The sequence below is a fragment of the Marinobacterium nitratireducens genome (assembly GCF_014645375.1).
GTDB lineage: Bacteria > Pseudomonadota > Gammaproteobacteria > Pseudomonadales > Balneatricaceae > Marinobacterium_A > Marinobacterium_A nitratireducens.
Map to the genome: position 1 here is coordinate 462,932 of NZ_BMLT01000004.1, position 23,130 is coordinate 486,061.

At 64.8% G+C, this 23,130-nt stretch carries 14 protein-coding genes; 11 read left to right on the plus strand and 3 right to left on the minus strand.

The window, feature by feature from the left end:
* Positions 1-64: 64 nt before the first annotated feature.
* The 7 genes from IEX85_RS10380 (at position 65) to IEX85_RS10410 (ending at position 14,756) form a co-directional block, all read left to right on the plus strand.
* Entirely contained in the window at positions 65-850 is a 786-nt protein-coding gene (locus IEX85_RS10380; protein WP_188860508.1) for an efflux RND transporter periplasmic adaptor subunit, read from the plus strand.
* Complete coding sequence (locus IEX85_RS10385) at positions 847-2,166, plus strand: efflux RND transporter periplasmic adaptor subunit (RefSeq protein ID WP_188860509.1); 1,320 nt, start codon at positions 847-849, stop codon at positions 2,164-2,166. The genes IEX85_RS10380 and IEX85_RS10385 overlap by 4 nt, the downstream gene beginning before the upstream one ends.
* A complete protein-coding gene (locus IEX85_RS10390; RefSeq protein ID WP_188860510.1) occupies positions 2,167-4,263 on the plus strand; it encodes a site-2 protease family protein in 2,097 nt (698 codons plus the stop codon).
* Positions 4,264-4,461: 198 nt separating this feature from the next.
* Positions 4,462-5,013 carry a GNAT family N-acetyltransferase gene (locus IEX85_RS10395; RefSeq protein WP_229721871.1) on the plus strand — a complete coding sequence of 184 codons (552 nt, stop codon included), beginning with the start codon at positions 4,462-4,464 and terminating at the stop codon, positions 5,011-5,013.
* Positions 5,014-5,039: 26 nt separating this feature from the next.
* Positions 5,040-5,606: a phage tail protein gene (locus IEX85_RS10400; RefSeq protein WP_188860511.1), complete on the plus strand. Its 567-nt coding sequence runs from the start codon at positions 5,040-5,042 to the stop codon at positions 5,604-5,606.
* Positions 5,607-5,711: 105 nt separating this feature from the next.
* Entirely contained in the window at positions 5,712-13,079 is a 7,368-nt protein-coding gene (locus IEX85_RS10405; protein ID WP_188860512.1) for a DUF4347 domain-containing protein, read from the plus strand.
* Between the two features lie 180 nt (positions 13,080-13,259).
* Positions 13,260-14,756, plus strand: a complete 1,497-nt coding sequence (locus IEX85_RS10410) for a TolC family protein (protein ID WP_188860513.1) — start codon at positions 13,260-13,262, stop codon at positions 14,754-14,756.
* Between the two features lie 38 nt (positions 14,757-14,794).
* Here the strand turns inward: IEX85_RS10410 and IEX85_RS10415 are convergent, their stop codons facing one another.
* Together IEX85_RS10415 and IEX85_RS10420 are read right to left on the minus strand one after the other, a co-directional pair.
* Entirely contained in the window at positions 14,795-17,305 is a 2,511-nt protein-coding gene (locus IEX85_RS10415; protein WP_188860514.1) for an ABC transporter permease, read from the minus strand.
* A complete protein-coding gene (locus IEX85_RS10420) occupies positions 17,289-17,975 on the minus strand; it encodes an ABC transporter ATP-binding protein (protein WP_188860515.1) in 687 nt (228 codons plus the stop codon). The genes IEX85_RS10415 and IEX85_RS10420 overlap by 17 nt, the downstream gene beginning before the upstream one ends.
* Positions 17,976-18,160: 185 nt before the next feature.
* On the opposite strand from IEX85_RS10420, the gene IEX85_RS10425 reads away from it, so the two are divergent.
* Positions 18,161-18,625 (plus strand): phosphate-starvation-inducible PsiE family protein, encoded by a 465-nt coding sequence (locus tag IEX85_RS10425; protein WP_188860516.1) that lies wholly within the window; start codon positions 18,161-18,163, stop codon positions 18,623-18,625.
* A 10-nt stretch (positions 18,626-18,635) separates the two neighbouring features.
* Positions 18,636-19,259, plus strand: a complete 624-nt coding sequence (locus IEX85_RS10430; protein WP_188860517.1) for a MarC family protein — start codon at positions 18,636-18,638, stop codon at positions 19,257-19,259.
* 52 nt (positions 19,260-19,311) lie between these two features.
* Here the strand turns inward: IEX85_RS10430 and IEX85_RS10435 are convergent, their stop codons facing one another.
* Positions 19,312-20,487 carry a cytochrome-c peroxidase gene (locus IEX85_RS10435; RefSeq protein ID WP_188860518.1) on the minus strand — a complete coding sequence of 392 codons (1,176 nt, stop codon included), beginning with the start codon at positions 20,485-20,487 and terminating at the stop codon, positions 19,312-19,314.
* Positions 20,488-20,747: 260 nt separating this feature from the next.
* On the opposite strand from IEX85_RS10435, the gene rsxC reads away from it, so the two are divergent.
* Positions 20,748-22,097, plus strand: a complete 1,350-nt coding sequence (gene rsxC / locus IEX85_RS10440) for an electron transport complex subunit RsxC (RefSeq protein WP_188860519.1) — start codon at positions 20,748-20,750, stop codon at positions 22,095-22,097.
* Positions 22,094-23,038 (plus strand): RnfABCDGE type electron transport complex subunit D, encoded by a 945-nt coding sequence (locus IEX85_RS10445; RefSeq protein WP_188860520.1) that lies wholly within the window; start codon positions 22,094-22,096, stop codon positions 23,036-23,038. The genes rsxC and IEX85_RS10445 overlap by 4 nt, the downstream gene beginning before the upstream one ends.
* Positions 23,039-23,130: the final 92 nt, after the last annotated feature.

Genomic DNA, 23,130 nt, shown 5'->3' on the forward strand with positions numbered 1-23,130 from the left:
GAATAGTTGCGCAACGGACCTTCTCCCCTACACTGAAGCTATCCGAATTGCAGGGAGCGCAACCATGGGGCGAACGTCTGGCCTGATCCTTGCGGCGTGGTGCATTGCATCGGTCGTCGCAGTGCCCGTACAGGCCGCGGATGACCGTCTTGCAACCACGCCTTCCAGGAGCTCGGATGCCGTTACCGCACATCAGGCACGGGGGGTTTTACGCGCCCGTGACAAGGCCGTTCTATCCAGCGAACAGGCGGGGCGGATCCTTGCCATGCCGTTCGGCGATGGCCAGCCGTTCGACGAGGGGCAGGTCCTGGTCAGCTTCGACTGCAGCGCCTACCGGGCCCGGCTCAAAGCCGCGCAGGCGTCGGTCAGAGTCGCACAGGAAGAACTCGGCCATGCACGGCAACTGGCCTCGCTCAACTCCGTCGGGCGCTTCGAAGTCACGCTGGCCGAAGCCCGGCAAGCCCAGGCTCGGGCTGAAGCCGAAATTTACGCGGTTCAGGTCGAGCGCTGCGAAATCAAGGCGCCCTTCAAAGGCCGGGTGGTGGAGCGCCTGGTGCAGCCACACGAAAGCGTGGCCGCCGGTGCGCCTTTGCTGGAGATCGTCGACAATACGAGTCTTGAAGTACAACTGCTGGTCCCTTCGGGCTGGCTGGGCTGGCTCAGGCCCGGACAGTCCTTCCGCTTCGTGCCGGACGAGACCCGCCGCCCCCTGCAGGCGCGGGTCGAGCGCCTTGGCGCCGCCATCGACGAAGGCAGCCAGACGCTGCTGCTGATTGGCACCCTGCCCGCAGATGCGTCCGGTCTGCTGGCCGGCATGAGCGGAAACGCCGAGTTCGGAGATACCCCATGACGGTGCAGGTGCCGGGACCGGCGGAGCGCCTGTTTGCCCAGATGCTTTCACTGCAACGCAAGGCCCGGGCCGCCGGGGATGCCGGCAGCCTCGCCTATGCGCTGGTCAACGATGCCCAGCCACTGTTCGACTACCGTCACGCCGCGCTTGTGATCGACGGTCGTGTCCGGGCCGTCACAGGAATCAGCCAGGTCGAACCCAACGCCCCCTTCGTCGCCTTCATCGAAAATGCCGCACGTCAGTGGCTGGCCTGCGGTCCGTCAGCGACACCCGGCCGCGTCGATGCCGAGGCGCTGCGCCCGGACACCGTCGCCGACTGGCGGCAGCTTTCCGCCGGGGACGCATTCTGGCTGCCTTTCCTCGACCGCCGGCGGTTGCCGATCGGCGGCCTCTGGATCGCGCGCGACCGCCCCTGGACGGACTCCGAGGGGGCACTGCTCAGCGAGCTTGGAGACTGCTACAGCCACGCCTGGCAGGCGTTGCACCCCCGCAGCGGCAGGCGTCTTGGGAGCCGGCGCTGGACGCTGCCGGTTGCAGCCGCCCTCGCTTCCCTGTTGCTGCTGGTGCCAGTCCGTCAATCGGTACTGGCGCCGGCCGAAGTGATACCGCTGAACGGTCAGGTGGTCACCGCGCCGCTGGACGGTGTCATCGCCGGATTCGAGGTCAAACCCAATCAGCCGGTACAACGCGGCGATACGCTGCTGCGTTTCGACTCCACCAGCCTTGAAGCCCGTGCCGCTGTCGCCGAGCGCAGCCTGGATGTCGCCCGGGCCGAACTGCGCAGCAACACCCAGCGCGCCTTTTCCGATACCGAGGCCAAATCCAGGCTGGATCTGCTTGCGGCCCGGGTGGAACAGAAACGCGCCGAGCGGGACTATGCGCTCGAGCTGCTCGCCCGCACCGAACTGCTCGCCGATCGCGACGGCATCGCCGTATTCGCCGACGCCGACCGCCTGACCGGCAAACCGGTGCAGACCGGCGAGCGCCTGCTGGCAATAGCAGCGCCCGACCGGGCCCAGTTGCGAATCGACCTGGCGGTGGGCGATGCGATCGAACTTGCGCCCGGTGCCAAGGTCACGCTGTTTCTGGACAGCGACCCGCTGACCCGCCATGGAGCCAGACTCGAGCGCCTTGCCTATGAAGCCGAACGTACGCCGACCGGACAGCTCGCGTATCGGCTCGACGCCCGCTTCGACGCCGCCCCGCCCCGCATCGGTCTGCGCGGTACCGCCAAGCTCTATGGCGAATCCGTGCCCCTCGCCCTCTATCTGCTGCGGCGGCCGCTATCGGCACTGCGCCAGGGGCTGGGCATCTAGATGCGGCTACCGGCACTGCGTTCCGACCTGCAGCTTTCACCGACCGCCGCGGCGCTGGACGGATCGCCGCAATGGACGCTCGCCGATCCGATACGGGGTCGCTACTTCAAACTGGGCGAAACCGCACTGCGGCTTCTGCGCCACTGGTCTCTGGGCGATCCGCAGCGGGTGCTGGCCGCCGCCAACGCGGAACCGGGCGCCACCGTCAATGAAACGGAACTCGCCCGCCTGCTGCAGTTTCTTCGCAACCATGACCTGATCGGCGCAGCTGACGACGAACAACGCGCCAGTTACGGCATCAAGGCCGCAGCCAGACGCAGAACCCTGTGGCAGGTGCTGCTGCAGCAGTACCTGTTCTTCCGCATACCCCTGTGGCGCCCCGATACCTTTCTCAACCGTACCTGGCCCGGCCTTGAACGCTACGGCGCGCGGTTGCTCAAGACCGGTTTGCCCCTGGTGCTGGCACTGGGTCTTTTTCTGGCGCTGCGCGACTGGGAGCGTTTTCTCGCCACCTTCCCGTACCTTTTCAGCCTTGGCGGCGCCCTGGCGTTCGGGGCGGCATTGCTGTTCGCCAAGCTTTGCCACGAATTCGGCCACGCTTACATGGCCAAGCGAGCCGGCTGCCGGGTCCAGAGCATGGGCGTGGCCTTTGTCGTGCTGTTTCCGCTGTTCTATACCGACGTCAGCGATGCCTGGCGGGTCACAGACCGGCGCACGCGACTGCTGATCGGCGCAGGCGGGATCCTTGCCGAACTGCTGCTGGCAGCCGTGGCTCTGCTGGCATGGTCACTGTTGCCGGACGGTCCCTGGCGCACAGCGGCCTTCATGCTTGCCAGCGCCACCTGGCTAACCACGCTGGCGGTCAACCTCAACCCTTTTCTGCGTTTCGATGGCTACTACCTGCTTGCCGACCTCTGGCGTGTGGAGAACCTGCACGAACGCGCCTTTGCATTGTGCCGATGGCGCCTGCGCGAGGCGCTGTTCGGTTATGGCAACCCGATGCCCGAGCCCTGGTCGCCGCCGCTGTATCGGCGGCTGCTGACCTGGGGCTATTGCGCCTGGCTGTGGCGCGCCGCGCTGTTCCTGACCATCGCGCTGCTGGTCTATCACCTTTTCTTCAAACTGCTGGGAACTGTACTGATGGTTGTCGAGCTTAGCTGGTTCATCGGTCGACCGGTGACGCAGGAGATGCGCGAATGGTGGCGCGGCCGAAGCCGGGCAAGCCCGGTTCGAATGCTGCTGACCGCGTTGGCGCTGACCGGCGGCCTGATACTGCTGGTCGTCCCCTGGCGCAGCGATGTCGACATCCCGGCGCGCCTCGCCGCCGTTCATGCCAGCGCACTGCATGCCCCGATGCCTGCCCGCCTGCAGAAGCTTTTTGTCGAGGACGGCCAGGCCGTCAGGTCGGGCGATCCGTTGCTGCAGCTCGAGTCCCCGGACCTGGATGCGCAACAATTAATCGTCGACAGCCGGATCCGCATTCTCAGACTGCAGTTGCGACGTCAGGCGGCGAGGCCACAGACAGCGGCGGACGCCGGTATTCTGGAACGGCAGCTGGCCGAGGCCCTGGCCGAATCCGACGGACTGGCGGCACAGCGCGCGCGGCTGCTGGTTCGCGCGCCCCATGACGGCGTAGTACGGGACCTGATGGACGGCCTGGCGCCCGGCCGCTGGCTGGAGCCGCAATCAGGGTTGTTGCGCGTGGTGGGGCAACAGCTTCGCCTGCGCGGCTACCTGCCCGAACAGGCCCTGTGGCGTGTCGAAGCCGGTGCGCCCGGCCTTTTCATCGCCGACGATCCTCTTGAGCCTGCGCTTTCGGTACGCCTCGACGACATCAGCACAACCGGAGTCGCTTATCTGGACATCGAATCGCTGGCGTCGGACCGCGGCGGCCCGCTGGCGGTTCGCCGCGACAAACAGGACCGGGCCAACCCCATTCAGGCACAGTACGCCGTCAACCTGACACTGCTCGAGCCTATCCCGGTGCCTGCGCAGACAAGGCGGGGGCTGGTGGTTGTACAGGGCCGCCAGGAATCGATCATTGGCGGGCTGATTCGCCGCGTGGCTGCACTGGGCATCCGGGAAAGCGGGTTCTGAGCCGGCGCCGGGGCAAGACCCAGATACGCGAAACAGCGGGTCCCGGTAGCGGGCGGTGGACTCGAGCGAAATTATGGGCCAGATTTTCAAACGCCTGTTGGTGCGTTTGACAACCACCTGCCATGGGCTAGTCTGACTCCATGCGGTGGATGTCGTTGGCCACTGACCTCCAGCCTTTTATCGCAAGGAAGCCTATAGGTGACGCCCATCGACTGTGACCTTCGCCGTCAGCAGGATGCCGACTACCCCTTTATCGAACGCCTCTATGCCTCCACCCGCGCAGCGGAAATGGCCTCCTGTGGCTGGCCCCCGGTTGCCGTCGCGGAGTTTCTCCGCCATCAGTGCCAGTTGCAGTACCTTCACTATCGCGATCATTTTCCCGACGCCGAATTCTGGATTGTCGAACGCCAGGGTACGGCGATCGGCCGTCTGTACCTGTCCTGGGGCGACACCACTTTGCAGCTGATCGATATCGCCCTCCTGCCCGAGCACCGCGGCAAGGGGATTGGCAGCGCACTGCTCGACATGCTGCTGACCCGCGCGGATAAGCATCAGCTAGCGGTGGGGCTTCACGTCGAAATCGACAACCCGGCCCGCCTGCTTTACCTGCGTCTGGGGTTCGAGACCCTGAACGACGAGGGCCTGTATCTCAGGATGCAGCGTGCAGCCGCATCTCGAGGCTGTAATACATCGCGCGATTCAGGAACCCGCACAGCAACAGAACAGGGTCGCCACCGAGGCGCCCGCTAGAAGCGATAACGACAAGGAGAAAGATCATGAGCGAACCCTTTATCGGCGAAATACGCATGGTGGGTTTCAACTTCGCCCCGCGAGGCTGGGCCTTCTGTCAGGGACAGCTGCTGCCGATTGCCCAGAATCAGGCGCTGTTTTCCCTGCTAGGCACGACCTATGGCGGTGACGGACGCTCCACCTTCGCGCTGCCGGACCTGCGTGGCCGCAGCCCGGTCGGTCAGGGGCATGGCCCAGGCCTCAGCGACATCCGTATCGGCGAACAGGCCGGCACCGAGTCCGTGACTCTGACCCAGGCGCAGATGCCATCGCATAGTCACAGCGCCGAGGCCAGCGTCGCCATACCGGCCAACAGCAGCAGTACTGATACCAATCCGGCGCCAGCCAGCAATACCGTGCTCGGCCCCGCCAGCAACAGTGGTCGCGCCGGCGCCCTCTATACCACTGATGCGGCTAACACCACCCTCGCTCCGTTCAATAATCCGGTCAACGTCCAGCCCGCGGGCGGCAACCAGTCCGTCGGTATTCGCAATCCCATGCTCGGTATGAATTTCATAATCGCTCTGGAGGGTATTTTCCCTCCCCGCAACTAACGCTGGAGGCCGCCGCTGCCTGGCAGTTTAACGGTGGCGCCATGTAACCCGCCCTTCCCGAGCCGGCTGTACCAACCGCCGCTCGGGCAGGCCCGGAGGTCACTTATGAAGTGGTTCCGCCGCGCAGCAAAACATCAGACCAGAGCTCCTGCGGTATCGGAGGCTAAACCACCCTTGGCGCTGGCGCTGGAGCCGCGCATGATGTTCGACGGCGCGGTCGCCGCTACGACCGCCGAAACCCTTGTCGACACCCAGAACGCCGCTCCGGATAACACCAGTACACCCGATGCGGACGCAGCGCCTGCAACGGCCACCATCGACAACCGCCAGGAAGTGGTCTTCGTCGACAGTCAGGTTCGCGATTATCAGCAACTGCTGGCACAGCTGCCGCAAAACGCCGAGGTGGTTGTCTTCGATGCCGGCGACGATGGCCTTCAGGTGATCGCCGATACGCTGGGCGGCCGCCATGATATCGACGCCATCCACGTACTGAGCCATGGCGATATGGGCCAGCTGCAGCTGGGCAGTGACTGGTTGGACAGCAGCGAGATCACCGCCCGCAGCGACCTGCTCACTGCCATCGGCCAGTCGCTCGGCAAGGACGGCGATATTCTGCTGTACGGCTGCAGCGTGGGTGCCGATGGCGCCGGCTTCGATTTTGTTCGTTCGCTGGCGAGCGCGACGGGCGCCGATATTGCCGCCTCCAGCGATCTCACGGGCGCGGCAAACCTGGGTGGGGACTGGGAGCTGGAAGTGGCATCGGGCACTATCGAAGCGGCCGCGCTCGAACTGGGAGATTACGCGGGCCTGCTCACCGCCTTTACCGACCCGCTGAATACCGATATCAGCCCGGGACTTGGCGGAGTCACAACCTTTACCAGTAACCTGGGCGGCATCTCCTTCACCTATACCTTTACCGGTGACGGTGACGGCGGCGATATGACCTGGGAAAGCCAGTTCGGCGACGGCGATTCGGCATCGGTCAACCTGCTGTCCGGCACTTTCGATACCGGCACCACCGAACGCGTGACCATCGCCCGCACCGATGCCGCCGACTTCACCTTCAGCAGCCTCTATATCAACAATACCGCCGGGCAAACCGTGACCGTTCAGGGCTACCTCGATGGCACCCCGACTGGAAGCAGTCAGACAATGGGAACTGCGGTATCTGGGACGCTGAACTTTGGCGCGCTCCAGGTGGATGAAGTCCGCCTCACCAGCACTGATTTTATCAACACCAATATCGACAGTTTCAGCGGCAATACCGATCCGCCGGCGCCTCCTGCGCCCACCATCACCAGCGCCACCTACAATGCCGCGACCGGCGTCCTGATCGTGACCGGCACCGATTTGTCGGCCCTGGCCGGCGCCGCCAACGATATCGACGCCAGCCGGCTCACCCTGACCGGCGAAGGCGGCTCGACCTACACCCTGACCGATACCAGCGATGTCGAGATCAGCTCCAGCACCAGCTTCTCCCTGACCCTGAGCGCCACCGACCAGGCCGCCATAAATCCGATTTTCAACAAGAACGGCACCAGCTCGACCGGAGCCACCACCTACAACCTGGCGGCAGCCGATGACTGGAACGCTGCCGTTACCAGTGGCGATACCTCGGACAGCGCCAACGCCGTAACGGTCAGCAATGTAGCCGCACCGACCATCACGAGCGCCACTTACGATGCTTCAACCGGCGTGCTGGCCGTGACCGGCACAGGCATGCTGAAACTGGCTGGCGCCAACAACGATATCGACGCCAGCCAGCTCACCTTCACCGGTGAAGGGGGTAGCACCTACACCCTGACCAATACCAGCGATGTCGAAATCACCTCGGGTACCAGCTTTACCCTGGGCCTGAGCGCCCTCGACAAGGCTGCACTGCAGGCAATCCTCAACAACAATGGCACCAGCTCGGCAGGCGGCACCCTCTATAATCTTGCCGCTGCTGATGACTGGAACACCGGCGCCGATTCGACGGTTGTGATTGCGGATACCTCTGGCAACACCATAACCGTCAGCAATTTCAATGCAGCACCCGTCATCAGCAACCTGAACGGCGACAGCGCCAGTTATTTGGAAGGGGCCTCCGCCGTACTCCTGGATAACGGCGGCGATGCAACGCTCACCGATGCGGACTCCGCCGATTTCAACGGCGGCAACCTGTCAGTTGCCATTACCTCTGGCGAAGATGCGGCGGAAGACCTGCTCGGCATCGACACTTCGGGTACGGTCTCGCTCGCCGGCACCTCAGCAGGCAGTAACCTAAGTGTTGGCGGTACAGTCATCGGAACCCTGGGCAACAACATCACCGCCGGAAATGATCTGCTGGTCAACTTTAACGCCAATGCCACGCTGAGTAGGGTACAAACTCTGGTGCGGGCGCTCACCTATCAGAACAGCGATACTGCCGAGCCAACGACCGGTGCCCGCAACGTCAGAGTCACCGTCAACGACGGAGATGGTGGCACCAGTGCCAACGCCGACATCACGGTCAGCGTCACCGCTGTCAACGACGAGCCGACGCTTACGGCCACCGGCAGCAACCCCACCTTTACCGAGGGCGGTGCCGCGGCCAGCCTGTTCAACGGCACCTCGATCTCCACCGTCGAGGCCGGTCAGACGCTCACGGGCTTCAACTTTACTGTCACCAACGTCAGCAACGGTACTGACGAAGTTATCAATCTCGACGGCACGGTGATCGTACTGACCGACGGCGCCAGCGGTACCACCGCGGGCAACAGCCTCACCTTCGGCGTCGCGGTTAGCGGCACCAACGCCACGATATCGCTGACCGGCGGCACGATGACGACCGCGACCGCCCAGACGCTCATCGACAACATCAGCTACCAGAACAACAGCAACACCCCGAGCACCAGCAACCGGGTGGTAACGATCACGAGCTTGCGGGACAGCGGCGGCACTGCCAACGGCGGCGTCGATACCGCCAGCCTGTCGGTCGCCTCCACCGTGACGGTGGTCGGCGTCAACGACGCGCCGACCCTGACCGCCACCGGCAGCAACCCGACCTTTACCGAGGGTGGCGCCGCGGCCAGTCTATTCAGCGGGGTCTCGGTCAGCACCGTCGAACCCGGCCAGTCGATTACCGCGCTGACGCTGACGGTAAGCAATCTCGCCAACGGCAGCGATGAAATCCTCGATATCGACGGTACCCAGGTCGCGCTGACCCATGGCAGCAACGGCACCACGGCCACCAACGCGCTAAGCTACAGCGTCAGCGTCGTTGGCACCACCGCCACCGTCTCACTGAGCGGCGGCAGCCTGTCGACGGCGGCAGCCCAGACGCTGGTCGACAACCTCGGTTACCTGAACAACAGCGAGGATCCCGGTGCCGCCAACCGGGTCGTCACCCTCACCAGCCTGACCGACAGCGGCGGCACCGCCAACGGCGGCGACGATACCGCCAGCCCCGCCATTGCCTCGACGGTGTCCATCAGCGCGCTCAACGATGCACCGACCCTGTCCGGCGGCCCCTTGGTGCTGACGGGTACCGATGAGGACAGCACCGGCAGCGGCACTCTGGTCTCCACCATTCTCGCCGGGCTGTCCCACGGCGATGTCGACAACGGAGCCCTTTCAGGTATCGCTATCCGGGATTCCAGCGGCAATGGCACCTGGCAGTACTCCACCGACGGCATCGGCTGGAACGCGGTCGGCAGCGTGAGCGATGGCGCAGCCCTGCTGCTCTCCTCGAGCACCCAGCTGCGCTACATACCGGACGGCATCGATGGCGAAAGCGCTACCCTGAGCTTCCGCGCCTGGGATCAGACCAGCGGCACCGCCTCCACCAATGCCTTGCGCAGCACGGCCGATACCACCACCAACGGCGGCACCACAGCGTTTTCATCCGGTACCGCTCAGGCGAGCCTGGCGGTTACGGCGATCAACGACGCGCCAACGCTTACGGCAACCGGCATCAACCCAACCTATATCGAAGGCGACAGCGCCACCGACCTGTTCAGCGGGGTCGCGGTCGACAGCATCGAGCCCGGCCAGAACATCTTCGAAGTGACGCTGACGGTGTCCAGCCTGGCCGATGGTGCAGACGAAATCCTGCGGGCCGATGGCAGCGATATCGCGCTTATCGACGGCAACACCGGCGCCACCGCCGGTACCAGTACCTTTTACAGCGTCAGCGTCACCGGGACGACCGCGACGGTCGAGCTGCGCAAGCTCGGCGGTATCGACTCCTCGACGGCAGCGACGCTGATCGACGGCCTCGGTTACCGTAACAACAGCGAAACTCCCTCGACTGGCGGCCGGACCGTGACGCTAACCGGCATTACCGACGTCGGCGGCACGACGAACGGAGGCAACGACTCGACCGCCCTCGCCATCGCCTCGACGGTAACGGTAACCGCGGTCAACGACGCGCCGACCCTGGCCGCGACCGGCACCAACCCCACCTTTATCGAAGGCGGTTCCGCGGTCGATCTTTTCAGCGGGGTCTCGGTCAGCACCGTCGAGGCCGGGCAAACCCTCAGCGGACTGACGCTGACGCTGACCAACCTCGCCAACGGCAGCGATGAGATTCTCGATATCGACGGCACCCAGGTCGCGCTGACCCATGGCAGCGCCGGCACCACGGCCACCAACGCGCTGAGCTACAGCGTCAGCGTCGTTGGCACCACCGCCACCGTCTCACTGAGCGGCGGCAGCCTGTCGACGGCGGCGGCTCAGACGCTGGTCGACAGCATCGGTTACCTGAACAACAGCCAGGATCCCGATACCAGCAACCGCACAGTTACGCTCACCAGTATCAGCGACAGCGGCGGCACCGCCAACGGCGGCGACGATACCGCCAGCCTCGCCATTGCCTCGACGGTGTCCATCACCGCGCTCAACGATGCACCGACCCTGTCCGGCGGCCCCTTGGTGCTGACGGGTACCGATGAGGACAGCACCGGCAGCGGCACTCTGGTCTCCACCATACTCGCCGGGCTGTCCCACGGCGATGTCGACGGCGGCGCGCTTTCGGGGATTGCCGTCAGCGCCTCGAGCGGCAATGGTACCTGGCAGTACTCCACCGACGGCATCGGCTGGAACGCGGTCGGCAGCATCACCGAAAGTGCAGCCCTGCTGCTCTCCTCGAGCACCCAGCTGCGCTATGTACCGGACGGCATCGACGGCGAAACCGCTACCCTGAGTTTCCGTGCCTGGGATCAGACCAGCGGCACCGCCTCCACCAATGCCACCCGCAGCACGGCCGATACCACCACCAACGGCGGCACCACAGCGTTTTCATCGGGCACCGCCCAGGCGAGCCTGGCGGTTACGGCGATCAACGACGTACCGACCCTGGCCGCGACCGGCACCAACCCCACCTTTATCGAGGGCGATTCCGCGGTCGATCTTTTCAGCGGGGTCTCGATCAGCACCGTCGAGGCTGGTCAAACCCTCAGCGGTCTGACGCTGACGGTGAGCAATCTCGCCAACGGCAGCGATGAAATTCTCGATATCGACGGCACCCAGGTCGCGCTGACCCATGGCAGCGCCGGCACCACGGCCACCAACGCGCTGAGCTACAGTGTCTCGGTTGCCGGCACCACCGCCACCGTCTCACTGAGCGGCGGCAGCCTGTCGACGGCGGCGGCCCAGACGCTGGTCGACAACCTCGGTTACCTGAACAACAGCGAGGATCCCGGTGCCGCCAACCGGGTCGTCACCCTCACCAGCCTGACCGACAGCGGCGGCACCGCCAACGGCGGCGACGATACCGCCAGCCTCGCCATTGCCTCGACGGCGTCCATCAGCGCGCTCAACGATGCACCGACCCTGTCCGGCGGCCCCTTGGTGCTGACGGGTACCGATGAGGACAGCACCAGCAGCGGCACTCTGGTCTCCACCATACTCGCCGGGCTGTCCCACGGCGATGTCGACAACGGAGCCCTTTCAGGTATCGCTATCCGGGATTCCAGCGGCAATGGCACCTGGCAGTACTCCACCGACGGCATCGGCTGGAACGCGGTCGGCAGCGTGAGCGATGGCGCAGCCCTGCTGCTCTCCTCGAGCACCCAGCTGCGCTACATACCGGACGGCATCGACGGCGAAACCGCTACCCTGAGTTTCCGTGCCTGGGATCAGACCAGCGGCACCGCCTCCAGCAATGCCTTGCGCAGCACGGCCGATACCACCACCAACGGCGGCACCACAGCGTTTTCATCGGGCACCGCCCAGGCCTTTCTCAATGTGGCCGCGGTCAACGATGCCCCGGTCAACACCGTACCCGGGGCGCAGGCCACGCTTCAAAACCAGGACCTGGTGTTCGACGATGTCCACGACAACCGGATCTCGATAGCGGATGTCGATGCCGGCGGCGGCCCGATCCAGGTGACGCTCACAGCCAGCGCAGGGCTGGTGTCGCTCTCCGCAACAACCGGTCTCGCTTTCAGCAGCGGCGACGGCCGTGACGACAGCAGCATGACTTTCAGTGGCACCCTTGGCGATATCAATGCCGCGCTGGACGGGCTGACGTTCATGCCCACCCCCGGTTTTTCCGGCGCCGCGTCGTTGCAAATCACGACGGATGACCTCGGACGATCGGGAAGCGGCGGCTCCCGCAGCGACAGCGACACTGTCGCTATCACGGTCTTCGATGACGTGGCGCCGGATGCGGAAAGCCTGGCCTCCATAGACAGTTCGCCTGTAGCGGGCGGCGATGTGCACTTTGACCTCAGGTTCAGCGAGCCGGTAACCGGCCTCGACAGTGGCGACTTTTCCCTGGTGACCACCGGCAACGCCACCGGAGAACTGTCGACGATCACGGCGCTGGACGAGCGCAGCTACCGCATCACCGTTTCGAATGTCTCCGGCGGTGGCACCCTGGGCATAAGGCTGAACGCAGCCGGCAGCGGCATCAGCGACGCGGCAGGCAACCCGCTGTCGAACGGACTGACCAGCGCCAGCTACCAGATTGCCGGTAATGCCGGCGATCCCGAATTCAGGGCATACACCGGCACTCCCCCTGTGGGGACGCCGGCGCCGCTGCGGGTTCCCATCCCCCCGCCGGAGCCGCCATCGGATCGGGAGTCGCCATTATTGCCACCGGCACTGTTCGATGAGCCGACGCTGGGTAGCGGCGTACCCACACTCGGCGCCTTTTTCGATGCCGGCGGCACTCCCACGCCCAGTGTCATTGCCCAGGTGTTTGCCGGCCGTTACACGGGCTTCGGCGACGGCAGCGGTCGTGGCTTCCTCGGTTTTGGCGGTGGCGACGCCGGCGTTTTCGGCGTAAGTGGACTGTCGGAGGTATTCCAGCAAGGCGATGAGCCGGAATACCCGCCGATCGATGCCTTTGGCAGCGACGGCGGCGACCAGTCTCCGCCGATTCTCGGGGTCAGCGGTGCACCTACGCTCGAGCAGCAGCTATCCGGGCTGCAAAGTGCAGAAGACCGGGCTATCGGTCTGCTTGCGGAGGCCCTGGAGCAATTCCGGCCGGCGGATCCGAAAGCCTGATCGACGCCAGGCCCGCCGAAGCAAACTGCCGCTGGTGCCGGGACACAGCATCCACTGCCCGGCCCGGGCCGGTTCGAGCCCCTGAAAATCAAGGGGATACAGATTACCCGATATTCGGACCCGTCAGGCGGGGTGCCTGCGGGATCAACCAGTCAGGCGTGACAAGGGGACGTCCCAGGCATGAACAACAGTCGGAAACTTTTCAGCATCAGTCTGCTGACACTTGCGGTCAGCGGCTGCGCCGTCACCAGCGAACCGATCGACCTTGGCGTGAGCGAGCAACGCGCCAAAAGCGACCTGGTGAACATGTTCAGGGATCAGCAGCCACTCAGCGGTCCCCTGACGCTGCATGAGGCGATGGCACGGGCCATCAAGTACAACCTGGAGGGACGCCTCAAGATCATGGAGGAGGCACTGGCACGCCGGCAGCTGGACCTTGCCAGCTTCGATATGCTGCCGCGGATGGCACTGGAGGCCGGCTACGTCGGACGGGACAACGTCAGCGCATCCAGCAGCGAGAGCATCAGGACCGGAACCGAGTCGCTGGAGCCCTCCACCTCACAGGACCGGGATCGCGATGTGGCGGACCTGACCATGGTCTGGAACGTGCTGGATTTCGGCGTCAGTTACGTCAGTGCCAAACAGCAGGCGGACCAGCGACTGATCGTTCAGGAACGTCGACGCAAGGTGGTCCATACCATCGTGCAGGACGTGCGCTCCGCCTACTGGCGCGCCCTGGCCGCGGACCGCCTGCTGCAACAGATCGACAACCTGATGGCCCGCGTCGACAAGGCCCGCGCCGACAGTCAGCAGCTGAGCAGCCGGCGGATCGGCGATCCGGTCGAAGCGCTCGGCTATCAACGCGCACTGATCGAAGCCACGCGCCAGCTCGAAGCCCAGCGGCGCGCCCTGTCACTGGCCAAAACCGAGCTGGCGACGCTGATCAACCTGCCCATCGGCACGGACTTCAGCCTCGCCGCCAGCGAGGGCTATGCAGTCCCGCAGCTGAATATCGAACTGGGGCAACTGGAAGAAGTGGCGCTGAGCCACCGGCCGGAGCTGCGGGAGCAGGACTACCAGGCCCGCATCAGCGCTGCGGAAACCCGAAAGGCCATGCTGCGTCTGCTGCCGGGGCTCGAGTTTTCCGCTGGCGGTCATTACGACAGCAACTCTTTTCTGGTCAACCAGAGCTGGGCCGACTACGGCGTCAAGGTCACCTGGAACCTGTTCAACGTCATGTCGGGTCCTGCCGCCATCGATGTCGCCAGGGCCGGCGAAGCCGTCGCGGATGCGCGCCGACAGGCGATGTCGATGGCCATCCTGGCCCAGGTTCACGTCGCCAACGCCAACTTCAACGAGGCGGCCCGACAGTTCGAAACCAGTCAGCAGCTGTCACGTATCGATACACAGATCGCCGAACAGATGCGCAACCGCCACCGCGCCCAGGCGATCGGCGAGATCGAACTGATCCAGGCCGAACTGAATGCGCTGCAGGCGGATCTGCGCCGGGACCTTGCCTACGCCGAGCTGCGCAACAGCTACGGTCAGCTCTTTGCCAGTACCGGTCTTGACCCGCTGCCGGAGACCCTGCCCTCGACCGACCTCGACAGCATCGCCGAGGCGCTGGCCGATACCGAAGCACAGTGGCAGCAGGGTCGGCTGACTCCCGATTCCTGATCGCCGGGAACGAAACGGCCGGGGACGCGATTGATGTCTCAACCACCGCTTCGCAACAGCGCCGCAGGACTCAGTTTGATACGTCGCAGCAGGTAGCGTACCCCAAGGCTCAGGCAGCAGGCGCTGGCAACGAGCGCGGTCAGCGCGCCGGCCCAGAGCAGATCGGAGGCCGGCAGTTTGATGCGATACTCCAGCAGCGGCAGCGCCAGCGCCGCCCCCAGCAGTAGCGCCAGCGTCGAGCTGATCAGCCCGAGCAGCAGGAATTCCAGCAGCAGGCTGCGGCGTATCACCGCCAGCCGCACACCGAGGGTATGCATCAGCGTCGCAATGTAGACCTGGCGCGCCTGCGCCGTGGCCACCAGACTGACCAGCACCAGCAGGCTGGCGCCGAGGCTGATGGCGGCGACCAGCGACAGCCCTGCCGCGGCCTTGCCCAGCAGTGCCCGGGCCTCGGTCAGAATCGCCTCGGTGCGAACGGTCACGACGTTGGGCGCGATCGCGGCGATGCGGTTCTGCGTGGCGATCGCTTCGCCGTGATCCAGGTAAGCGGCGCCGACATAACGACTGATATAGGGGTCCAGCGCCCCCTCCGCCAGGATTGCCTCGAACCAGAACCGGGTTTGCATGCCTTTCTGTCGATAGATGCCGGTCAGCTCCGCCTCCAGCGGCTCGCCGCCGAACATGAAGGTCAGGCGGTCGCCCAGCCCGAGTGCCAGTTGATCGGCTTCCCGATCCTCCATCACCACGGCCGGCAGTCCGCCGTCACCACGCGAACGCCATTCCCCCCGCTCCAGTACCACCGCATCGATATTGTTGGCCCGATGGCTGAACTTGTGCTCGTCCCGCGCTTCGAGCGCCCGTTTGCGATCGCTACTGTCTTCCAGCCGCTCGCCGTTGACCGCGACCAGACGTCCGAGTACCAGCGGCGCCAGGTCGAGCCGCTCCAGGCTTCTGGCCTGCTCGATCGCCTCGACGACCGCTGCGCGCTGGTCGGTCGCGATATCATAGAACACCATCGCCGGAGCCTCCTCCGGCAGGGTGTCGTTCAGCGCCCGCATCAATGCGACCACCACCAGCGTGCACGCCACCAGCAGCGTCAGCGCCGAGCCCAGCGACAGCAGCATGGCGCGCAGCGGCGACCCGGGACGGCGCAGGCTGGCCAGCGCCAGCCGCAGCGCCAGGCGCCCCACCAGCAGCCGATGGTCGTCCAGACGCCCGGCCAGCTTTCGCAGCAGCAGGACCAGGCCGTCGAACAGCGCCGGCAGAATCAGCACCGCCAATACGAATCCCAGCCCGAACAGGGGATCCGGCAGCGTCAGGAGCACCAGCGCCAACACCAGCGTCGCCCCGACTCCGGCAGCCACCCAGTAGCCGGGAGGCGTGGCAGTGACTGCACCGGCGATACCGCGAAACAGCGTGGCGGGCGGCACCGACAGCGCTCGTCCCACGGCCGGGAGAGCGAAGGTGAAGGCTGTCAGCAGACCGAACAGGCCAGCCGTGGCCAGTGGCGCCGTCAGGTCGCCGACGCTGGCGGCCAGTTGCAGCCGCTGAGCGACGAGAGCGCTACCGGTCATCGCCAACGCACCCCCGACCAGCATTCCGGCCAGACTGGCGACACCGCCAAGCAGACCGACCTGCAGCAGATACACCGTTGCCAGCCGGCGATTGCGCAGGCCAAGGGCGCGTAAGGTGGCGATGGTCGGCAGCTTGCCCTGAAGATAGGCCTGGATGCTGTTGAACACGCCAAGACCGCCGATAAAGAGCGCGCTGAAGCCGATCAGCAGCAGTCCGGATGCGATCTGACCCAGCACTTCCGCCAGCCGTTCGCTGCGATCGCTGAAGGTATGGATTTCCCAGTCGCTGTCGGGAAAGGCATCGACGAAAGCGTCGCGCCACGCCGCAGGCGACAGATCGGTCCGAATGCGATACTCGTACTCGAGCCGGCTTCCGGGCCCGATCAGCCCCGAGGCGTTCAGCGCCGGTGCCGCCAGCAACACCGGTGGACCGCGCCAGTCGGCGCTGAGTCTGCGGTCCGGCTGGCGTCGGATCAGCGCGCGCACCTCAAGTGTCAGGGCACCGACCTCGACACTGTCACCGACTCCCAGCCCCAGCCGCTGCGCCAGCACCGGATCCAGCGCCACGCCCCAGCGACCATCCCGCAGCCCGGTGGCCGTCACCAGATCCTGCGCCGGCTCCAGCAGCAGTTCCCCGTAAAGCGGGTACTGGCGGTCGGCGCTCTGCAGCTCCACCAGCTGATAGTCCCCGTCCGAGTTACCGAGCATGGTACGCACTTCGATGAGCAGCGACAGGCTGCCACGGGCGCGAATCCAGTCGAGCACCTCGGGCGCCAGCGCCTCACGGCTCTCGACCTCGAGATCGCCGCCGAACAGCGCCCGGCTATCCGCCAGCAGACTGGCCTCAACCTGCCGGTAAAGACCGCCGGTTGCGGCGATCAGGGTAACACCGAGCATCAGGCACAGGCAGAATACCCACAGCGAGCGCCCGCTTTCGCGCAGATCGCGCCAGGCCAGTTCAGCGAGAAACCGCATCGTCCACTCCCGCATCGCTCAACTGCCCATCGCGCAAACGCAGTATCCGGTCGCAGCGCCGGGCAATGCTGTCGTCGTGGGTAACCAGTACCAGGGTGGTGCCAATCCGGGACTGGAGATCGAACAGCAGCCGGCTGATGCGCTCGCCGGTATGGGAGTCGAGATTGCCGGTGGGCTCGTCAGCGAGCAAAAGCGCGGGTTCGTGCACCATCGCCCGGGCAAGTGCGACCCGCTGCTGCTCCCCGCCGGAGAGCTGCGAAGGATAATGACGGGCCCGCGCCTCGAGCCCCACCTCCGCCAGCATCGTGCGCGCACGCAGGCGCGCATCGGACCGGCCGGCGATTTCCAGTGGCAAGGCAACGTTATCCAAAGCGGTCAGACTGGGCACCAGGTGAAAGGACTGGAACACGATACCGATCTGGTCCCGGCGCAGATCGGCAAGCCCGTCGGCATCGAGATGGTCCAGCGCGACGCCGTTGATACGAATGTCGCCCCGCTGGCGGGTTTCGAGACCAGCGAGCAACAGCAGCAGCGTGGTCTTGCCCGACCCGGACGGACCGACAATCGCCACCCGCTCGCCGGCACCGATCGAGAGGTTCAGATCATCGAGTACCCTGACGCTTTCGTCGCCGATGCCATAGGCCATCGACAGCCTGGAAAGTTCGATCATGCCCTGCCTGACTCCTTCTCAGAATGTTCGCGTCGAATCCAAACCGCGCGCCTTGCCGTAGGTAACACGGTGGCAGAATCACCAATATCAAATACGCTTACGTTAGCGGCTGCGGATTGGAGCCCCAAACGACAGGCCAGCCAAAATGCAACGCTCAGCTCCCCGGCAGGAAGCGACAGGACCCCATGACCGAAGACAACGATCACCACGAACTGATCCACGAGGAGCTGCCCGAAGAGCACTCGGACCCGCTGATCCGGTTCCTCCACCGTATCATCCGCGTCGCTATCAAGGTGCTCGCCGTGTTGATGGTGATGGTCATCATCTGGGGCATCGGTGATGTCATCTATGTACTCTATCAGCGCCTGAGTACGCCCCCTCACTTTTTGCTCAACATCAACGATATTTTCCAGACCTTCGGCGCCTTCATGGCGGTTCTGATCGCGGTCGAGATTTTTATCAACATCAGGCTTTACCTGGGCACCGATGTCCTGCCGATACGGCTGGTGACCGCCACCGCGCTGATGGCCATTGCACGAAAGGTCATAGTGCTGGATCTGGACAAGACCAGCGCCGATTACATCCTGGCGATCGCGGCGGTGACGCTGGCGCTGGGTATTACCCACTGGCTGATTTCGAAGAAGAGTTGAACGGACGGCGATGAACGATCTGATCTCCCAGTTCGTCCTGCTGTGGGCCGTAATCGACCCGATCGGCACCCTGCCGGTCTACATCGCCGTGACAGCGGCCATGCATGACCCCCTGTTGCGCCGAAAGATCGCCGTGCAGGCGACTCTGGTCGCGGCGGGCGTATTGCTGTTTTTCGTGGTCGCCGGCGAGTTTCTGCTCGGGGCCATGCGGATACCGCTTTCCGCCTTTCAGGTCGCCGGCGGCCTGGTACTGTTCCTGTTCGCCCTCAATATGATCTTCGGTGAAAGCAAGCCGGAGGGCGAACTGCATTTGATACGTCCGGGCGTCAACGGCGCCGTCTTTCCGCTGGCGATGCCATCCATCGCGTCGCCCGGCGCGATGATGGCGGCCATCCTGCTGACCGACAAGAACCGCTTCTCGCTGATCGACCAGGCCATTACCAGCCTGCTGATGCTGACAATACTGGCTCTGACGCTGGGACTGATGCTGCTCGCCGCACCGATGCAGAAACTCATCGGCGCAAGCGGCGCCAATATCATCAGCCGGGTGATGGGCTTGATACTGGCGGCCGTTGCCGTCAATGCCGTGCTCACCGGTATCGCGGACTATTTCGGCATCCGGGTCACGCCCTGAGTACCGCGACCGCCGCTAGTCGACACCGCCGGCAGCCACTCGACAGGCCCCGTTACTTCGACTGTTCGCGGCTCTCCAGCAACGGCTCGTATCGCCTGTCGGTAAGGGTGTCGAGGAAGGCGACCAGCGCGTCGATGCGGTGATCGTCGAGCGCCGGCCCGTGCTCCAGATCGGCCAGGGACAGGTTTTCCGCCACCTCCGGTTCTCCCCAGGGGTGCCCGGTTTCCGGGTTGATCTGGTTCTTGTCGCTTTTGCTGTTGTAGCGGTTATAGAAGCGAACCACTGTCTCCAGGTCACGGAAAACGCCGTTGTGCATATAGGGGCCGGTCACAGCCACGTTGCGCAGCGTCGGCACCTTGTAGCGCCCGCGCGCCTCCCAGTCGACGATATTCGGATTGTTCAGCAACCCGGGATCGACAAGGTCCGGGGCACTGCCGTTTTCGGCGCGCACTCGCTCGTTCACCGGCACGCCGATATTGTGGTAGCGGTAGTTGCTGAAGGTTTCACGCTCGGCCAGCGGCGAGCTTTCCAGCTGATGGCAGCGGTTGCAGTTGGTGAACTGCTGCGAGAAGAACAGGGTCCGGCCCAGCTCCTCCTGCTCGGTCATCTGATACTCACCGCGCAGATAGCGGTCATATTTGGAGTCGAACGGCGATACCGCCGCGGTGCGCTCGTAGGCGGCGATGCTCTCGGCCATGGCGCGATAGGCACCAGCTGCATCCTCAAGTGCCTCTTCGCCGAACAGTTCACGCAGACGGGTGACGTAGCCGGGGTTTTCCAGCAGCCGCTGACGCACCGTCTCCATATCGGGCATGCCCATCTCCCCCGGATTCAGCGGTGGCCCCATCGCCTGATCGGCAAGCGTTCTGGCACGGCCGTCCCAGAACAGGCCGCCCACGAACTGACCGTCCTGATCCCGGTGAAAGTCGGGCGCGAAGGCGGCATAGGCGACGCTCGGCGCATTGCGATCGCCCAGCGAGCGGCCGTCATCGCCGAGCGAGACCGCCCCGCCGGTGCTGTTCGTGCCAGGATCGGCAAAGCCCTTCGCCGGATCATGGCAACTGGCGCAGGACTGGCTGCGGTTGCGCGACAGGTTGGGATCGAAGAACAGCGCCTGGCCAAGCTGTTCCAGCGCCTGCTGGCGATCTGCCGTAGCGCCATGCCCAAGGGGAGCGACACCAAGCGCCACCAGCAATATCAACGAACGACCGGGTTTGAACCGCAACATCTACCCCTCTCACGCCAACTCGGTAAATTTTCCGCAACTGATAATTGTTTTTATTTACGCTTCTGTCAACAGCCTCGCGCGGTGCCGTAACCGGCAAACGGTCTTGCCAGCGGCCTGGCGTGCAGTAAGTCTGAGGTACGCGGGCATAACAAATCGAGCGGCATAAAAATAAATCTACATGAGAACGCTTTGCATTCGTCTTTGTGCTCTCGTAATATCACTGCCGCTCAATAATACAATAAGGTCCCGGCGTAGATACGATGTCCACCCCCTACCCCACCCAGTCACTCGATTCTTCACAGTATTTCGATACATTTGGCGACCTGCTGGGACGCCCCTGGCGGGGCGGGCTAAGGCTTCGCGACCACAAGCACCTGTCAAGCGGAAACGCCATTCGCCCCTTTCCGTCAGGGGCCACTGCCCTGGCAATCCCGCTGGAACAGGGCCGCAGTCGCGCACGTCCCTGTGTGGAACCGGGACAGCGGGTGCTGAAGGGCGAGGTGATTGGCGTCGGCGACGAACGCAACCTCTGGGTTCATGCCAGTTCGTCCGGAATCGTGAAGGCGATCGCGCCGGTAACAGTCGCTGACAGAGATGCGCCGGTCCAGGCGGTGCACATCGCGACGGATGGGCGCGACGAATGGATTGCGCGTCCAACGCCCGGCCAACCCCGAACGCTGGCGGAGCTGGCCGATTTTTCCATGCGCATGGGTCTGGCGGGACTCGGTGGGGCCGGCTTTCCCACCGGCGTGAAACTGGCGGGCGCCGGCCTGACCGACTTTCTCCTGATCAACGGAGCCGAGTGCGAACCCTTTATCACCTGCGATGATGCCCTGATGCGTGAACGCGCCGACATGATCGTCCGGGCAGCCGATTTCCTTGCCGACCTGCTCGGCGCAGGGCGGACGCTGATCGGGGTAGAAGGCAACAAGCCCGAAGCCGTCCGTGCCGTGAAACAGTCCATCACCCGGGCCGGCAGCCGGCTGAAGGTCCGGCGCCTGCCCGAACGCTATCCGGCCGGCGGCCAGCCCATGCTCATCCGGGCGCTCTGCGGTCGCCGCCTCGCCCCGGGGCAGCTGCCCGCCGCAATCGGGGTCCAGGTACTGAATGTCGCTTCGCTGCACGCCCTGGGGCGCGCTGTCTTTGCCGGCGAGCCCCTGATCAACCGCATCCTCACCTTGACCGGCAGCTGCGCACACCCCGGCAATATCGAGGCCCCCATCGGGCTTGCCGTACGCGACCTCGCAAGATTCGCAGGCGCCGAGACAACGGATATACATGTGGGTGGCCCCATGATGGGACGCGCGCTCGACGACGCCAGAGCGGTGATCGGCAAGACCACCGGCTGCCTGATCTACGGTGCGCGCGACTGGCTGCCTCAGCCGGAACCGGCAGGCGATTGCATTCGCTGCAACCGTTGCGTCGATGTCTGCCCGATGGCACTGCAGCCGATGTCGCTCTACGCCGCTGTCCAGGACGGCCAGCACCGGGCCCTGAAAACGCTGAATCTCGACGCCTGTATCGAATGCGGCGCCTGCAGCCTTTCCTGTCCGGCCCGACTGCCATTGCGCGACAGCTTTCGCCAGGGCAAACGGGATCTGCAATCATGAGACTGGTCAGAAGCCGGCGTCCCGACAGCGTCCGCGGCATCATGGCCACGATCAGTCTGGCATTGATCCCCGGCACACTGCTGCACGCCATGCAGTTCGGCGCCATCGTCTGGCTGCAGACGGGCTGGTGCCTGCTGCTTGCACTGCTGACCGAGGCCCTGTGCCTGCGGTTGCGCAACCGGCCCCTGCTGCTGGGACTCGGCGACCTCAGCTGGCTCGTCTGCGGTTTGTTGCTGGCGCGGGCGTTGCCGCTGCTGGTGCCGGTGTGGATGATGGCGCTGGCGATGCTGACGGCACTGGGCCTGGCCAAGCACAGCGGCGGCGGCCTGGGACGCAACCGCCTCAATCCGGCCATGGCGGGCCTCGCCGTCGTGGCGATCTGTTTCCATCAGTTGCTGTACCCGGCGCCCGACCCGCAGTTTCCCTGGACCGCCGAATTAACGTTAGAGGAACTGCTGTTGCTCGAGTGGCAACTGGCAGCGCGACTGGAGATCGACGCGCTGAGCGGCGCAACGCCACTGAAGACCGGGCTGCTGGATACCGCCGCCCCCTACCTGTCGTGGATAGGCTACCTCGCCGGTGGTCTGATGCTGACGCTGCTTCGGCTGATCCGCATCGAAATACCGCTGGCAATGATGGCCAGCTCCGTAAGCCTGTGTATGCTGGCCGGCCATACGCTGAACGAAAGCCTGCACAGCCTGAGCCTCGGCGGCTACCTGCTGACCGCCTTCTTCATCGCCACGGATCCGGTCACAAGCCCCGACAACCGCAGCGCCCGGATCCTGTTCGGCATCACCGTCGGTGCCGTAACCGAGCTGATCCGGGAATTCGGCCTCTATGCCGACGGGCTCTGCTTCGCGGTGCTGACCGCCAACCTGCTGGTACCGCACTTCAACCGCCTCGGCGCGCGGTTTCACCGCCCCTGGTATCAGACGGCGTGAGGCGTGAGGCGTGAGGCGTGAGGCGTGAGGCGTGAAGCGTGAAGCGTGAAGCGTGAAGCGTGAAGCGTGAAGCGTGAAGCGTGAAGCGTGAA